Annotated in this window: 12 protein-coding genes; all 12 read left to right on the top strand. The window is 31.5% G+C overall.

Translation table 11 applies throughout. The annotated features are described in order from the left end of the window. Positions 1 to 36: 36 nt before the first annotated feature. The 12 genes from OT390_RS06840 (at position 37) to OT390_RS06785 (ending at position 14,982) form a co-directional block, all read left to right on the top strand. The gene (locus OT390_RS06840) at positions 37 to 1,344 is read left to right on the top strand and encodes an NFACT family protein (protein ID WP_002888101.1); all 1,308 of its coding nucleotides are present in this window, start codon (positions 37 to 39) and stop codon (positions 1,342 to 1,344) included. A gap of 1 nt (position 1,345) precedes the next feature. Then, positions 1,346 to 1,684, top strand: coding sequence for a hypothetical protein (locus OT390_RS06835; RefSeq protein WP_002852397.1), 339 nt, complete (start codon positions 1,346 to 1,348; stop codon positions 1,682 to 1,684). Positions 1,685 to 1,692: 8 nt separating this feature from the next. Continuing rightward, on the top strand, positions 1,693 to 2,418 hold the full coding sequence (locus tag OT390_RS06830) for a phosphatidate cytidylyltransferase (protein WP_002888102.1): 726 nt from the start codon (positions 1,693 to 1,695) through the stop codon (positions 2,416 to 2,418). Beyond that, positions 2,415 to 3,485, top strand: a complete 1,071-nt coding sequence (dxr, locus tag OT390_RS06825) for a 1-deoxy-D-xylulose-5-phosphate reductoisomerase (protein WP_002898669.1) — start codon at positions 2,415 to 2,417, stop codon at positions 3,483 to 3,485. Before OT390_RS06830 ends, dxr begins: the two co-directional genes overlap by 4 nt. 1 nt (position 3,486) lies before the next feature. Continuing rightward, positions 3,487 to 4,881, top strand: a complete 1,395-nt coding sequence (locus OT390_RS06820) for a M99 family carboxypeptidase catalytic domain-containing protein (RefSeq protein ID WP_002898668.1) — start codon at positions 3,487 to 3,489, stop codon at positions 4,879 to 4,881. Beyond that, the gene (gene tsaD, locus OT390_RS06815) at positions 4,878 to 5,885 is read left to right on the top strand and encodes a tRNA (adenosine(37)-N6)-threonylcarbamoyltransferase complex transferase subunit TsaD (RefSeq protein WP_032583832.1); all 1,008 of its coding nucleotides are present in this window, start codon (positions 4,878 to 4,880) and stop codon (positions 5,883 to 5,885) included. The genes OT390_RS06820 and tsaD overlap by 4 nt, the downstream gene beginning before the upstream one ends. Next, complete coding sequence (locus OT390_RS06810; protein ID WP_002875272.1) at positions 5,886 to 6,401, top strand: type II secretion system protein; 516 nt, start codon at positions 5,886 to 5,888, stop codon at positions 6,399 to 6,401. It abuts the gene before it with no gap. Next, positions 6,401 to 7,642 carry a DUF2920 family protein gene (locus OT390_RS06805; RefSeq protein ID WP_032586798.1) on the top strand — a complete coding sequence of 414 codons (1,242 nt, stop codon included), beginning with the start codon at positions 6,401 to 6,403 and terminating at the stop codon, positions 7,640 to 7,642. Before OT390_RS06810 ends, OT390_RS06805 begins: the two co-directional genes overlap by 1 nt. 9 nt (positions 7,643 to 7,651) lie before the next feature. Beyond that, complete coding sequence (locus OT390_RS06800; RefSeq protein WP_061099841.1) at positions 7,652 to 9,475, top strand: motility associated factor glycosyltransferase family protein; 1,824 nt, start codon at positions 7,652 to 7,654, stop codon at positions 9,473 to 9,475. Then, complete coding sequence (locus OT390_RS06795) at positions 9,472 to 11,286, top strand: motility associated factor glycosyltransferase family protein (RefSeq protein WP_167843207.1); 1,815 nt, start codon at positions 9,472 to 9,474, stop codon at positions 11,284 to 11,286. The genes OT390_RS06800 and OT390_RS06795 overlap by 4 nt, the downstream gene beginning before the upstream one ends. A gap of 96 nt (positions 11,287 to 11,382) precedes the next feature. Continuing rightward, complete coding sequence (locus OT390_RS06790) at positions 11,383 to 13,110, top strand: flagellin A (RefSeq protein ID WP_167843206.1); 1,728 nt, start codon at positions 11,383 to 11,385, stop codon at positions 13,108 to 13,110. A gap of 144 nt (positions 13,111 to 13,254) precedes the next feature. Next, positions 13,255 to 14,982: a flagellin A gene (locus OT390_RS06785; RefSeq protein WP_167843205.1), complete on the top strand. Its 1,728-nt coding sequence runs from the start codon at positions 13,255 to 13,257 to the stop codon at positions 14,980 to 14,982. Positions 14,983 to 15,012 lie beyond the last annotated feature (30 nt).

Below are 15,012 nucleotides of genomic sequence, written 5' to 3'. Positions count from 1 at the left end.
CCACAAAATTCGCCAAAATATTTTATAATTTCTTTTATGAAATACACAGAACTTTTACAATTACAAACTTTTTTTTCTCAGTTTAAAAAAATCGATTTTATCAAGCGTATCAATGACAATATTTTGGAATTAAGCTTTGATAGAGAAAGATTTATTTTTGATCTTACTCGTGCAATGAGTGCGATTTATACAGCTAAATTTAATGCAAAAAATTATAATGCACCTTTTGATTTTATGCTTAAAAAGTATTTTAGCAATGCTTTTATAAAGGAAGTTAAAGTCCTTGAAGGCAATCGTATTTTATGTTTTAGTGTAAAAGCTAATAAGGCTTATAAAAGCTATGAGAGCAAAATTTATTTTGAATTTACGGGTAAAAATACCAATGTTATTCTTACAGATGAAAAAGATTTGATCATAGAGGCTTTAAGACACATTGATAAAAGTTATCGTGTTGTAAAACCTAATGTGATTTTAGAGTCTTTAAAGCCTTATAAAATGGATGAAAATTTTGAGGAAATTAAAGACTTTGCAGATTATTTTTCTCGCAAATTTACAAGCATTTATGAGAGTAAAATCAAACAAATAAAAAATTTAAAACTTGCACAAGTGGATAAAAAAATACAAAATTTACAAGAACTTTTTTCTAGTTTAGATGAAGAAAATTCTTTACTCTTAAAAGCTTTAGAATACAGAAAAAGGGCTGATGTATTGTTTGCAAATTTGAGTGTTTTAAAAGATTATGAAAGGGAGTTTAAGCTTGATGATTTTGAAGGCAAAGAGCTTGAATTTAAGCTTGAATTTAATCCTAAGCAAAGCGCTAATTTATATTATAAAAATGCTAAAAAATTAGAACAAAAAGCTAAAAATTTAAACATACAAAGACAAAATTTAAAAGAAAAGTTAGATTTTACCTTGAGTTTGAAAGAATTATTGCTTCAAGCTAAGAGTGAGATAGAGCTTGAAATTTTACTACCTAAAAAAAATAGCAAAAAAAATCAAGATCATAAACAAGAAGATCTTGTGGCAAATTTTTATTTTAACGAGTTTAAAATTTGCGTGGGTAAAAATGAAAAAGGCAATGAATTTTTACTTAAAAATGCTAAAAAAGATGATTTGTGGCTTCATGTAAGGGATATTCCTAGCGCACATGCTTTGATTGTATCAAACAAGCAAAAAATCAGCCTCGATGTGATAGAATTTGCTGCAAGGTTTTGTGTAAGCTTTTCTAAGTTAAAGAAAGGTTCGTATTGGGTCGATTATACCTTAAAAAATTTTGTCAAGGTTCAGCAAAAGGCGTTTGTAAATTATACAAATTTTAAAAGTATTAATATCACAAAGGATTAAAATGCCAGTTAGCCCTTTAGGAAATATCAATTATATAAATCAGAATATGGCTTATCCAGCTACACAAGCAAGCAATGAGCTTGCAAAAGAAGGTTTTGCAGCTACGCTAAATATGGCTGAATTTAATGAAAAAGAAAAAACTTTAAACAAGCTTGAAAAAGTCAATGAGACTCATGAAATCAAAGAAGAGATCAAAGAAAAAGCCGAACAAGAAGAAAAAAAGAAAAAACACAATCAAGAAGCTAAAACTAGTGATGATGAGAAAAATGAAGAAGATGAGTCTAAAGATCCAAATTTTAAAGACGCACAAAGCATTCATCGCTTAGATATTAGTATATAAGGAAAAATATGTTTAATACAACTAGAATTATTTCAGCTCTTGTGATGATAGGGGCTATTATTATTATCGCGTTGATTGATCAATTTTTTATCAATTTTATCGTTTTTGCGGTTTTATTGTATTTATCTTTTAGTGAAGCAAAAAAACTTTTTGCTTTAGAAAATATCTCTATTATCCCTTTGGCTATAGCTTTTATTTTGGGAAGTTTATCGCATAAAGCTTTGCTTTTTGGGATTTTAGCTTTGTTATTAGTCGTTGGATATTTGGTTTATAAAAAGGCTTCCTTAAAACCAGCTCTTATTTATATTTATCCTGGTTTGCCTATTTTAGCACTTTGGCAAGTGTATTTAGATCAGGGTATGTTTGCACTTTTTTGGCTTATCATTATCGTTGCAGCTTGTGATAGTGGGGCGTATTTTATCGGAAAACTTATGGGTAAAACTCCTTTTTCTCCAACAAGTCCAAACAAAACCTTAGAAGGTGTTATAGGTGGCTTGATTTGTGCGAGTGTTATTGGAACTATTTTGGGAGTTTTTGTTTATAGTTTTTGGCTTTCTTTGCTTTGTTCGTTTTTTGTAGCGATTTTTGCAGTGATTGGAGATTTGCTTGAGAGTTATTTTAAAAGAGAAGCAGGTGTAAAAGATAGTGGAGATCTTATCCCTGGTCATGGGGGCGTGCTCGATAGGATCGATGCGGTGATCATTGCTGCTTTTGTGATGGTTGCTCTTTTATGATACTTTTTGGAAGTACGGGCAGTATAGGAGTAAATGCTCTTAAACTTGCTGCTTTAAAAAACATTCCCATTTCTGCTTTAGCTTGTGGGGATAACATCGCTCTTTTAAATGAGCAAATCGCAAGGTTTAAACCCAAATTTGTTGCCATAAAAGATTCAAAAAATAAGCATTTAGTTAAACACGATAGAGTTTTTATAGGGCAAGAAGGTTTAGAGCAAATTTTAACAGAATGTCAAGATAAGCTTTTACTCAATGCCATTGTAGGTTTTGCAGGACTTAAAAGCACTTTAAAGGCTAAAGAGCTTGGCAAAAACATAGCTTTAGCTAACAAAGAAAGTCTTGTAGTAGCTGGGAGTTTTTTGAAAGGGGCTAAATTTTTACCCGTTGATAGTGAGCATGCAGCTTTAAAATTTTTACTCGAAGGTAAAAAAAATATAGCAAAACTTTATATCACAGCAAGTGGTGGAGCTTTTTATAGGTATAAAATCAAAGATTTAAATCAAGTCAGTGTCAAAGATGCTTTAAAACATCCTAATTGGAACATGGGAGCAAAGATCACTATAGATAGTGCGACTATGGCAAATAAGCTTTTTGAGATTATAGAGGCTTATCATTTATATGATTTTAAAGAAATTGATGCTTTAATAGAACCAAGATCTTTAGTGCATGCAATGTGTGAATTTAAAAATGGAGCTAGCACGGCGTATTTTTCAAAAGCAGATATGAAACTAGCTATTTCAGATGCTATATTTGAAAAACAAGATACGCCTATTTTAGAGGCTGTTGATTTTAGCAAAATGCCTGCTTTAAAATTTCATCCAATCAGCACAAAAAAATATCCTATTTTTAAGCTTAAAAATACATTTTTAAAAGAGCCAAATTTAGGTGTTATCATCAATGCTGCTAATGAAGTTGGTGTTTATAATTTTTTAGAAAATAAAAGTGGATTTTTAGATATCACTAAATGCATTTTTAAAGCCCTTGATCATTTTGGAGTGCCTAAAATTTCAAGTATAGAAGAGGTTTTTGAGTATGATTTTAAAACAAGAGAGTATTTAAGGAGTTAAAATGAAAATTTTTTTAACAATTTTATTTTTTATAACAAGCATTTTTGCTTTAGAGCTAGACTTTAGCGTAGGAGAAAATGGAAAAAGTCTAGATGATAATAATACAGTTTTAATTTTTGGTGGAATTCAAGGTGATGAGCCTGGTGGATTTCATGCGGCAAGTTTGCTTTTGAGTGATTATAATATCACCAAGGGTAAGATTATAGTGGCTCCAAATTTAGCTTTTGATAGCATTATCAAGCGTTCGCGTGGGAATAATGGGGATTTAAACCGTAAATTTGCAAGCATTAGCCCAAAGGATCCTGATTATAAAACCGTGCAACGCATTAAAGAGCTTATTTTACTTCCTGAAGTTAGTATGGTGATCAATCTTCACGATGGTTGGGGTTTTTATAAACCTACTTATATCGATGCGATGCAAAATCCTAAGCGTTGGGGAAATTCAAGCGTGATTGACACAAGTGAAATCAATGCAAGCAAATACCCTGATCTTGAAAATATCGCCACTCAAACCGTAAATAGTGTCAATTCTTCACTTGCTGATCCAAAGCATGCTTATCATCTTAAAAACACCAAAACCCAAGAGCTTGGCGATACGGAAATGCTTAAAGCTTTAACTTATTTTGTGATTTCAAATCACAAAGCCGCTTTTGCAAATGAAGCAAGTAAAAATCTGCCTGTAAATTTAAGAGCTTATTATCATCTTTTGGCAATTGAAAATTATTTAAAAACCGCAGGAATTGAATTTAGCAGAGATTTTGAACTCACTCCACAAGGGGTTGATAAAGCCATAAACCGAGAGCTTGAAGTGAAGCTTTTTAATGATAGAATTTTACTTTCTTTAAAAAATCCAAGAAAGATTATCAACTATGTGCCTTTTCCGGTAAATAAAGAGTTAAATTATAACACAAGCAATGAACTTACGGCTGTTATCGCAGAAGGAAATTCTTTTTATATCCAATATGGCAATCGTTTTCAAACAAGATTATATCCTGAGTATTTAGAATTTAGCGATGCTTTTAATGAAGTAACTTTTCAAGTTGATGGCAATGAAACCACCGTTCCTTTTGGAACCAAGGTAAAAGTAAAAGAGAATTTTCTTATCCCAAAGATAACTAATGTGCGCGTAAATATCATAGGTTTTGATCATGGAAAAGATGAAAGTGGTATTTTAGTTCATAAAAAAAATATGCAAACACAATACTCTTTAGACATGGCAGGTAAAATTTATAGAGTGGAATTTTATGAGTTAAGAGGGGCGAATTTGCAACAACTTTTAGAGGCAAATACCAATAGCAAGTTGATCAAAAATGCTAAAAATTTGGATTTAAACACTCTTAAAATGGCAAGATCAAAAGATAAATTCTTAGGTTCTATTTTAGTGGAATTTGAATGAAAAATCTTATCCTAGCTATAGAAAGTTCTTGTGATGATAGTTCTATAGCTATCATTGATAAAAATACATTAGAATGTAAATTTCATAAAAAAATTTCCCAAGAATTAGAGCATAGCATCTATGGGGGAGTGGTGCCTGAACTTGCTGCAAGACTTCATAGCGAGGCTTTGCCAAAGATACTTAAGCAATGCAAAGAGCATTTTAAAAATCTTTGTGCCATAGCTGTGACAAATGAACCTGGGCTTAGCGTTTCTTTGCTCAGTGGAATTTCTATGGCAAAAACCTTAGCAAGTGCTCTAAATTTACCCTTAATCCCTATAAATCATCTTAAAGGTCATATTTATAGTCTTTTTTTAGAAGAAAAAATTTCTTTAGATATGGGAGTTTTACTTGTTAGTGGTGGGCATACTATGGTGCTTTATCTTAAAGATGATGCAAACTTAGAGCTTTTAGCAAGTACAAATGATGATAGCTTTGGAGAAAGTTTTGATAAAGTGGCTAAAATGATGAATTTAGGTTATCCTGGTGGGGTCATCATAGAAAATTTAGCAAAAAACGCCAAACTTAAAAATATCTCTTTTAACATACCTTTAAAGCATTCTAAAGAACTCGCTTATAGTTTTTCAGGACTTAAAAATGCAGTGCGTTTGGAAATTTTAAAGCATGAAAATTTAAACGATGATATAAAAGCAGAAATAGCTTATGCCTTTGAAAATACAGCTTGTGATCATATCATGGATAAATTAGAAAAAATTTTTAATCTTTATAAATTTAAAAATTTTGGCGTTGTAGGAGGAGCTAGTGCAAATCTTAACTTGCGTTCGCGTTTGCAAAATTTATGTCAAAAATATAATGCAAATTTAAAACTAGCTCCTTTAAAATTCTGCTCTGATAATGCTTTGATGATAGCAAGAGCTGCGGTTGATGCTTATGAAAAAAAGGAATTTGTAAGCATAGAAGAAGATATTTTAAGCCCTAAAAATAAAAATTTTTCAAGGATATAGATGAAAAAAGCTTTTACCATATTAGAACTTGTTTTTGTGATTGTTATTTTAGGAATTTTAGCCGCTATTGCTTTACCAAAAATGAGTTCAAGCAAGGATGAAGCTGAAGTTAGTAAGTCTTTAAATAACCTTAAAACTTTGATTAATGATATAAGCATTTATACTTTAAAAAATGATCATTTAAGCTCTATAAAAACGATGAGTAATGTAAGTGGGGTTGAAAATGTCGATCTTGGCAATTTTAATGGCACAAAAGAAGTAAATTTTCGCGTAGGCGATGATAAAGAATGCTTAAAACTTCTTTTTATAAATAAAGCTGATTTTATACTCATGGGAATTTCAAGCAATGAAGCAAGTAAAAATGCTATCATTAACGCAGCCAATCAAAGTCATGAAGATTTAGAAAATATAGACTTTACAAGCTCTTCTAGTAATAAAGCTTGTGTGATCTTAAGTAAGAATGAAAATTTTAAAAACCTAGCGAGTAAAACTTATCTTTTAATAGGGGGAATGTAATGATAGTGAGTAAAACTTATGAGATTGACTCTTGTGATGATGTAGAACTTGATATAAAAAGAGAATCAAAGCTTGAATTTAAGCTTTGGTATGATGATGAAAAAACACCTGAAGCCTTGGTGTTTGTGGTACAAGGTATGGGCGATGATATATCATCGATCCAATATGTTGGTGATTATATGGTAAGGCAATTTAATACTGCTGTAGTTGGAGTAAATTATCATTGTATTGGTAATCGTCCTCAAACTGGATCAACTTTTTATTTAGATGATATAGACAAGTTTATTTTAAAAGTAAGTTGTGAAGCTGCGGATATCAAGCTTCCTTATGATGTTGATAAAATTCAAGACTATAAACAAATGAGTGAGATTTTTCATTTTGTAAATAATCAAATAATTGAAGGCAAGCAAAAAGGTAATTTTACACCAAATTATTTTTTAAATTTACATGTGAGTTTACAACCTGCAAAAAACGAATATCAAAATTTTGGGATTATGCAAGCTCAAGATCTTTTAAATGTCACACTTTACCTTAAAAAACATGCTCCTTTTGATACTATGGGGGGGGGTATACCAGTTATTATGATAGGTAGTTCTCACGGGGGATATTTAGCACATTTGGCGGCTAAGATTGCACCTTGGTTAATAGATGGAGTGTTGGATAATTCTGCATACGCTAAGTTTTTATGGAGAGTTGTAGGTTTTGGAAAGGAAATAGATTTTATACAGTATAGCGAATTTGCTACTTTTGATTTTTTTCATCATATTAAAACACATTGTTCGACAAAAACTTTTTGGACAAGTAATTCTTCATCGCCTTGTTTTTTTTCTCCCGCAAGAAGAAAAATTCGAAATCTTTTAGAGGAAGATCATCTTTTAGAACAATCAAAATATTTAAAAACTTGCTTTATAAGTTATCATTCGTTATATGATGAGTATGTTTCTTTAAAAGAAAAAACTATGCTTTATGAAGAGCTTGAGAAACTTGGCTTTGATGCAACTTTGTGTTCTATTACTAAAGAATCTCAAGTTGATGGAAAATTTATTAAAAACTTAAATCATGGCATGGGAATTCCAGTAAAACTTTTGATTAAAAAAGAACTTCCTTTAATGTTAGAAAAAATAAAACAAAATCTAAAAAAAGATTATAAAGAAAAATGTATCTCTTATCCTTGTGAGGATTTGTTGTATCAATTTAGCGAAAAAGATGACAAAATATCACTAAAAATAGATAAATTTTAAGGAAACCTAATGAGCCTACTAGAAAAAAACATACAAGCTTTATTAAGTGGGGTAAATGAACCCTTAGGAAATAAACTTTTAAATTTTATACAAAATAAAACTTGCTCTCGTTTTAATATAGATGAAAATTTAAATATCTATGATAAAACTCATAATGTTTTTATGTATGAAAATTTAGAAGAAGAAATAAATTTTTTCTATCAAAGTATTTTAGAAAAAACTCCTAGATATCCTTTTATATGTATTTATGGTATAGGCAATGCTTTACTTATTAAAAATTTATCCAAACACTATAAACATCTTTTTGTATTTGAAAGTGAAATCGAACTTTTTATCTTAGCTTTAAGCACGATAGATTTGAGTGAAGAGCTTTGTAGTGGAAAAATTTATCTTGTGGATATCGAAGAAGAAAGAGTAGATATTCAACTGCTTATACTTTTTGATATGAAAGATATGTTTGAGTACTTAAGTTTATATGAAATGTTTGTAAATAATGTTTATTACAAAAAGTTTTATGAAGATATTTGGCATAAAGCAGATGAACTTTGTGAGAAAAATATAGAAGTAATAGTAAGAAATTTAAATTCTAGCCTACATATCGCTTTTGAGTGTTATTCTCATCTTTTGCAAAACATCCCCTCTATGCTTGAAAGCATTCCTTTTCAAAGAATCTTAAACGAAAGAAAAAACAAATTTGAAAATGCCATAGTGGTTTCTGCAGGACCAAGCTTAGCCAAACAACTTCCTTTACTTAAGGCTTATCAAGAAAAAGCGGTGATCTTTTGTGCGGATGGGGCTTTAAGCATGCTTGAAAAAGAAGGCATAGCGCCTGATTATGTGACGAATTTAGATTTTACTGATCTAGCAATGAAATTTTTTCAAAATAAAGAAAATAAACTTTCCTTAAATATACTTTCATGCACCACGCATCCTAGTTTGGTTCATTTAGTGGGTAATAAAAGTGTGATTTTAAGAGATGATCCTTTATACCAACGCTTCAACCTCAATGACTTTGGCTATATCGATACAGGCACTCATGTGAGTCATTTTTCTTATACTTTAGCTTTGGCTTTAGGATTTAAAAATATCATCCTGATAGGACAAGATTTAGCCTTTGATGAAAAAGGAAATTCACACTCAAAAGGTTTTAGTTATGGCGAGCAATTTAATGGAGAAAAAACTGTGCCTACCTTAAAAACCCAAGCTTATGCAGGTAAAGGCGAAGTTTTAACCCATATAACCTGGAATGATTATCGCATAAAACTTGAATACCTTTTTGCTTGCAACAGTAAAGAAGCTAAATTTTACAATGCTACTGAAGGTGGAGCAAGGATTAATTTCACTGAAGAACTTTCCTTTAAAGAATGTTGTGAAAAACTCCTTACAAAAGAAAAACCCAAGTTTGATATTCCAAAAAGTTTAACCCCAAACAGAAGCGATAAACTCCTAGTTAAATTCAAAGAAAAAATACAAAAAGATCAAGAAAATGCTAAAAGATTTTTAGACGATGCTTTAGCTTTAAAACAAATTTTAGAAAATATACTCAGTAAAGATTTTATCTTGCCTTTGGAATTTTTAGAAAAAGTCTATCAAAACATAGAAAATTTTAATCACTCTTTAGATACAGATGAGTTTATACAGGATGGTATTTTAAAAGCAGTGATTCATGAGCGAGGACTTAAGATAAGCTTAGTTTATAAAGAAAATATTTTAGATCATGCTAGTTTTATCAGTGCTTACATCAAAGTTTATGATGAATGGTTGCTTTATTTTATGGAAAAATTAGAGCAAAGAATAAATATTATTATAAATTCTCTTAAGGAACTTCCATGAATCTACTAGAAAAAAACATACAAGCTTTATTAAGTGGGGTAAATGAACCCTTAGGAAATAAACTTTTAAATTTTATACAAAATAAAACTTGCTCTCGTTTTAATATAGATGAAAATTTAAATATCTATGATAAAACTCATAATGTTTTTATGTATGAAAATTTAGAAGAAGAAATAAATTTTTTCTATCAAAGTATTTTAGAAAAAACTCCTAGATATCCTTTTATATGTATTTATGGTATAGGCAATGCTTTACTTATTAAAAATTTATCCAAACACTATAAACATCTTTTTGTATTTGAAAGTGAAATCGAACTTTTTATCTTAGCTTTAAGCACGCTGGATTTGAGTGAAGAGCTAAAAACTTATCAAGTGATATTGTTTGATGCAACAGCCAAGGATTTAGAAATTCATATTGCTATGATTTTTGATCAACAAAGTATTTTAGAGTATTTAAGCTTGTATGAAATATTGATCAATGCTTCTTATTATCTTCGTTTTTATGAAAAACAGATTTTGTTTTTAAATGAAATGTGTTTAAAAACCATAGGAGTAGCAGTAAGAAATGCTAATATTTCTTGTTCTTTGCCTTTGTTGACTTATGGCCAGTTTTTGCAAAACATCCCCTCTATGCTTGAAAGCATTCCTTTTCAAAGAATCTTAAACGAAAGAAAAAACAAATTTGAAAATGCTATAGTAGTTTCTGCAGGACCTTCTCTTACTAAACAACTTTCTTTGCTTAAAGCTTATCAAGATAAAGCAGTGATATTTTGTGCTGATGGAGCTTTAAGTATGCTTGAAAAAGAAGGTATAATACCTGATTATATTTTAAATATTGACTTTGAAGATTTACCTCTGGTTTTTTTCAAAAATAAAAATTTACAAGACAGTATTTTAGCTTTTGGATGTAGTACTAATCCAAAATTAATTCATTTTTTGAAAAATTTTCATTGCGTTATAGTTTTAAGAAATAAGCTTTTATATCAACGCTTTAACCTTAATGACTTTGGCTATATTGATACAGGTACTCATGTAAGTCATTTTTCTTATACTTTAGCTTTGGCTTTAGGATTTAAAAATATTATTATGATAGGGCAAGATTTAGCTTTTGATGAAGAAGGAAATTCACACTCAAAAGGATTTGTTTTAGGAGAAAAAATTGATCATACCTTAAATATGCCTACCTTAAAAACCCAAGCTTATGGAGGCAAAGGAGAAGTTTTAACTCATATTGCATGGAATGATTATCGTATAAAATTAGAATACCTTTTTGCTTGCAACGAACAAAAAGCAAAGTTTTACAATGCTACTGAAGGTGGAGCAAGGATTAATTTCACTGAAGAACTTTCTTTTAAAGAATGTTGTGAAAAACTCCTTACAAAAGAAAAACCTAAATTTGAACTTCCAAAAAGTTTAACTAAAAATAGAAGTGATAAACTACTAGCTAAATTCAAAGAAAAAATACAAAAAGATCAAGAAAATGCTAAAAGATTTTTAGACGATGCTTTAGCTTTAAAACAAATTTTAGAAAATATACTCAGTAAAGATTTTATCTTGCCTTTGGAATTTTTAGAAAAAGTCTATCAAAACATAGAAAATTTTAATCACTCTTTAGATACAGATGAGTTTATACAGGATGAAGTTTTAAGAGGAGCTTTTGCTTATCGTGGAAAATTAATTTCCGATGTATTAAAACTTCATATACAAGATAAAACGCATTTTATTACAGCTTATATTAAAGCTTACCATGAATGGTTGCTTTATTTTATGGAAAAATTAGAGCAAAAATACAAGTCTTTGTCAAAAGTATGAAATTTTATTGCTAAAGTATAAAATATTTTTTTGATTGCACGATATAGCATTTAACAAGTTCATGGATGAGCTTGAATTTTTTTAAAAGGATTTAAAATGGGATTTCGTATTAACACCAATGTTGCAGCTTTAAATGCTAAAGCAAACGCTGATTTAAATAGTAAAAGTTTAGATGCTTCTTTAAGCAGACTTAGTTCAGGTCTTAGAATTAACTCCGCAGCAGATGATGCTTCAGGGATGGCGATAGCAGATAGTTTAAGATCTCAAGCTAATACTTTAGGTCAAGCTATATCTAATGGTAACGATGCTTTAGGTATTTTACAAACTGCTGATAAGGCTATGGATGAGCAACTTAAAATCTTAGATACAATCAAAACTAAGGCAACTCAAGCGGCTCAAGATGGACAAAGTTTAAAAACAAGAACCATGCTTCAAGCAGATATCAACCGTTTAATGGAAGAACTTGACAATATCGCAAATACTACTTCATTTAACGGTAAGCAACTTTTAAGTGGAAATTTTATCAATCAAGAATTTCAAATCGGCGCAAGTTCAAATCAAACTGTAAAAGCTACCATAGGAGCAACTCAATCTTCTAAGATAGGTTTAACACGCTTTGAAACAGGAGGAAGAATTTCATCTAGTGGCGAAGTGCAATTTACTCTTAAAAACTACAACGGTATAGATGATTTTCAGTTTCAAAAAGTTGTGATTTCAACTTCAGTTGGAACAGGACTTGGAGCCTTAGCTGAAGAGATCAATAAGAGTGCTGATCAAACCGGTGTTAGAGCTACTTTTACAGTAGAAACTAGAGGTATGGCTGCAGTTAGGGCTGGAACTACTTCAGATACTTTTGCTATCAATGGAGTAAAAATTGGTCAAGTAGCCTATGAAGATGGTGATGCTAATGGAGCTTTAGTTTCTGCAATCAATTCAGTTAAAGATACTACAGGAGTTGAAGCTTCGATCGATGCTAATGGACAGCTTTTACTTACCTCAAGAGAAGGAAGAGGAATTAAAATCGAAGGAAGCATCGGTGGTGGAGCTTTTATCAATAAAGACATGATGGAAAATTATGGTCGTTTATCTTTGGTTAAAAACGATGGTAAGGATATTTCAATCAGCGGAACAGGCCTTTCTTTTACAGGTTTTGGAGCAAGTAATTTTATTTCTCAAGTTTCTGTTTCTTTAAGAGAATCAAAAGGACAGCTTGATGCTAATACTGCCGATGCTATGGGATTTGGTTCTGTTAACAAAGGATTGGTTTTAGCTGCTTCTTCTATTGCTGATTATATGAGTGCTGAGGGCAGTGGGTTTTCTGCAGGTTCGGGTTATTCTGTAGGTAGTGGTAAGGGTTATTCTGCTACACTTACTGCTAATGCAATAGCGATTTCTTCTGCTTCAGCTATTTCTAAAATATATAATGTTTCACAAGGTTCTGGTTTTTCTAGTGGTTCAACGCTTTCTCAGTTTGCAACTATGAAAACTTCAGCAGGTAACTCTCTTGGAGCTAAAGATGAAACAGCAGGTGTAACTACACTTAAAGGTGCTATGGCTGTGATGGATATAGCTGAAACAGCTATAACAAATCTTGATCAAATCAGAGCCGACATTGGTTCAGTGCAAAATCAAGTTACATCAACTATAAACAACATTACTGTTACTCAAGTAAACGTTAAAGCAGCAGAATCACAAATTCGTGATGTGGACTTTGCAGCTGAGAGTGCAAACTACTCTAAAGCAAATATCTTGGCTCAAAGTGGCTCTTATGCCATGGCACAGGCTAATTCTGTTCAACAAAATGTTTTAAGATTACTACAGTAGTTTACAAAAGCTGCAATATATACAAATCCAAGCCTAGTTTAAACTAGGCTTTTTTATTTTAAACTCTAAAATTTTTTAATCAAACTAAACTTGGAACACTTTTTGCTTTAATCTTTTCGATGTAATATTTTGAAAGGATTTAAAATGGGTTTTAGGATAAACACCAACATCGGTGCATTAAACGCACATGCAAATTCAGTTGTTAATGCTAGAGAGCTGGATAAGTCTTTAAGCAGACTTAGTTCAGGTCTTAGAATTAACTCCGCAGCAGATGATGCTTCAGGGATGGCGATAGCAGATAGTTTGCGTTCACAAGCAGCCACTTTAGGTCAAGCTATCAACAATGGTAACGATGCTATAGGTATTTTACAAACTGCTGATAAGGCTATGGATGAGCAACTTAAAATCTTAGATACAATCAAAACTAAGGCAACTCAAGCGGCTCAAGATGGACAAAGTTTAAAAACAAGAACCATGCTTCAAGCAGATATCAACCGTTTAATGGAAGAACTTGACAATATCGCAAATACTACTTCATTTAACGGTAAGCAACTTTTAAGTGGAAATTTTATCAATCAAGAATTTCAAATCGGCGCAAGTTCAAATCAAACTGTAAAAGCTACCATAGGAGCAACTCAATCTTCTAAGATAGGTTTAACACGCTTTGAAACAGGAGGAAGAATTTCATCTAGTGGCGAAGTGCAATTTACTCTTAAAAACTACAACGGTATAGATGATTTTCAGTTTCAAAAAGTTGTGATTTCAACTTCAGTTGGAACAGGACTTGGAGCCTTAGCTGAAGAGATCAATAAGAGTGCTGATCAAACCGGTGTTAGAGCTACTTTTACAGTAGAAACTAGAGGTATGGCTGCAGTTAGGGCTGGAACTACTTCAGATACTTTTGCTATCAATGGAGTAAAAATTGGTCAAGTAGCCTATGAAGATGGTGATGCTAATGGAGCTTTAGTTTCTGCAATCAATTCAGTTAAAGATACTACAGGAGTTGAAGCTTCGATCGATGCTAATGGACAGCTTTTACTTACCTCAAGAGAAGGAAGAGGAATTAAAATCGAAGGAAGCATCGGTGGTGGAGCTTTTATCAATAAAGACATGATGGAAAATTATGGTCGTTTATCTTTGGTTAAAAACGATGGTAAGGATATTTCAATCAGCGGAACAGGCCTTTCTTTTACAGGTTTTGGAGCAAGTAATTTTATTTCTCAAGTTTCTGTTTCTTTAAGAGAATCAAAAGGACAGCTTGATGCTAATACTGCCGATGCTATGGGATTTGGTTCTGTTAACAAAGGATTGGTTTTAGCTGCTTCTTCTATTGCTGATTATATGAGTGCTGAGGGCAGTGGGTTTTCTGCAGGTTCGGGTTATTCTGTAGGTAGTGGTAAGGGTTATTCTGCTACACTTACTGCTAATGCAATAGCGATTTCTTCTGCTTCAGCTATTTCTAAAATATATAATGTTTCACAAGGTTCTGGTTTTTCTAGTGGTTCAACGCTTTCTCAGTTTGCAACTATGAAAACTTCAGCAGGTAACTCTCTTGGAGCTAAAGATGAAACAGCAGGTGTAACTACACTTAAAGGTGCTATGGCTGTGATGGATATAGCTGAAACAGCCACAACAAATCTTGATCAAATCAGAGCCGACATTGGTTCAGTGCAAAATCAGCTTCAAGTTACTATAAACAACATTACTGTTACTCAAGTAAACGTTAAAGCAGCTGAATCAACCATAAGAGATGTGGACTTTGCAGCTGAGAGTGCAAATTTTTCTAAATATAACATCCTTGCGCAATCAGGTTCTTATGCTATGAGTCAGGCTAATGCAGTGCAGCAAAATGTTTTAAAACTTCTTCAATAATTTCTTAGATGCTTTTATGCATCTAAGCTT

Origin of the sequence: Campylobacter sp. CFSAN122748 (assembly GCF_045277125.1) — a bacterium.
Lineage (GTDB): Bacteria > Campylobacterota > Campylobacteria > Campylobacterales > Campylobacteraceae > Campylobacter_D > Campylobacter_D jejuni.
The sequence above is the reverse complement of the archived record's forward strand: the minus strand, read 5'-3'. Positions and strand labels throughout refer to the sequence as shown.

Coding starts and splice junctions, on each gene's coding strand:
- OT390_RS06805 (WP_032586798.1), top strand. CDS start 6,401: ATGATAGTGAGTAAAACTTATGAGATTGACTCTTGTGATGATGTAGAA.
- OT390_RS06800 (WP_061099841.1), top strand. CDS start 7,652: ATGAGCCTACTAGAAAAAAACATACAAGCTTTATTAAGTGGGGTAAAT.
- OT390_RS06810 (WP_002875272.1), top strand. CDS start 5,886: ATGAAAAAAGCTTTTACCATATTAGAACTTGTTTTTGTGATTGTTATT.
- OT390_RS06785 (WP_167843205.1), top strand. CDS start 13,255: ATGGGTTTTAGGATAAACACCAACATCGGTGCATTAAACGCACATGCA.
- dxr (WP_002898669.1), top strand. CDS start 2,415: ATGATACTTTTTGGAAGTACGGGCAGTATAGGAGTAAATGCTCTTAAA.
- OT390_RS06835 (WP_002852397.1), top strand. CDS start 1,346: ATGCCAGTTAGCCCTTTAGGAAATATCAATTATATAAATCAGAATATG.
- OT390_RS06830 (WP_002888102.1), top strand. CDS start 1,693: ATGTTTAATACAACTAGAATTATTTCAGCTCTTGTGATGATAGGGGCT.
- OT390_RS06820 (WP_002898668.1), top strand. CDS start 3,487: ATGAAAATTTTTTTAACAATTTTATTTTTTATAACAAGCATTTTTGCT.
- OT390_RS06840 (WP_002888101.1), top strand. CDS start 37: ATGAAATACACAGAACTTTTACAATTACAAACTTTTTTTTCTCAGTTT.
- OT390_RS06795 (WP_167843207.1), top strand. CDS start 9,472: ATGAATCTACTAGAAAAAAACATACAAGCTTTATTAAGTGGGGTAAAT.
- tsaD (WP_032583832.1), top strand. CDS start 4,878: ATGAAAAATCTTATCCTAGCTATAGAAAGTTCTTGTGATGATAGTTCT.
- OT390_RS06790 (WP_167843206.1), top strand. CDS start 11,383: ATGGGATTTCGTATTAACACCAATGTTGCAGCTTTAAATGCTAAAGCA.